1 protein-coding gene is annotated in these 1,023 nt (G+C 53.2%); it reads right to left on the reverse strand.

From position 1 onward, the window contains the following. Positions 1 to 522: 522 nt before the first annotated feature. Positions 523 to 1,023: EF-Tu/IF-2/RF-3 family GTPase (locus tag Q0796_RS18045; RefSeq protein WP_298445880.1), on the reverse strand; the 501-nt coding region annotated here is incomplete at its 5' end.

The following is a 1,023-nucleotide window of genomic DNA, read 5'->3' on the forward strand; positions in this document are numbered from 1 at the left end:
CTGTGGCTGTGGCTGTGGCTGTGGCTGTGGCTGTGGCTGTGGCTGTGGCTGTGGCTGTGGCTGTGGCTGTGGCTGTGCAGGATGATTGGCACCGCCGTACTGCGATTGCCAATGTTTACACCACGGTCAGCATCTGCAGTACAGAATCACTCTTCTGCCGTGCTCTATGGTTGGCGCTCAATGACTAGTGATAAGTTGTATCGGCGGTTGTATCGAAAGGGATGGATTGTCGGCGGTACTGGGCAGTTCGTTGCTGATGGGACTGCGAGCATTCTGCGCCTAAGCGGCCTTGCCACAGAAATCACAGTGCGAGCCTCTATGCTTAACCCGCTCAAAAACACGACGATGGCTAATGCTGATGTACGCAGGAACCAAGGCGAGCGATTGCAGCGAGCTCAGCTACCGTGGTGGCGCTTCCGACACAAAACTGGATCAGCTTTACAGTATTTGCTCCCGCTTAAAACGCAAAAAGGCGTCCCGAGGGACGCCTTTTCTTAGATGTAGTGTTAACTACCGTTGATATTACTCAACAATGGTAGCTACAACACCAGCACCTACGGTACGGCCACCTTCACGGATAGCGAAGCGCAGGCCTTCTTCCATCGCGATAGGAGCAATCAGGGTAACGTCCATTTGGATGTTATCGCCTGGCATTACCATCTCTACGCCTTCTGGCAGTTCGATGGTACCGGTGATGTCAGTAGTACGGAAGTAGAACTGTGGACGGTAGCCCTTGAAGAAAGGAGTGTGACGACCACCCTCTTCTTTTGACAGTACGTATACTTCTGAAGTGAAGCGAGTGTGTGGGTTGATGGTACCTGGGTGTGCCAGAACCTGACCACGCTCTACTTCTTCACGCTTGGTACCACGCAGCAGAACACCACAGTTCTCGCCCGCACGACCTTCGTCAAGCAGCTTGCGGAACATTTCAACACCAGTACAGGTGGTCTTAGTGGTTTCTTTAACGCCAACGATTTCTACTTCGTCGCCTACGCGTACGATACCGCGCTCTACACGACCGGT

This window comes from uncultured Ferrimonas sp. (assembly GCF_947489035.1).
GTDB lineage: Bacteria > Pseudomonadota > Gammaproteobacteria > Enterobacterales > Shewanellaceae > Ferrimonas.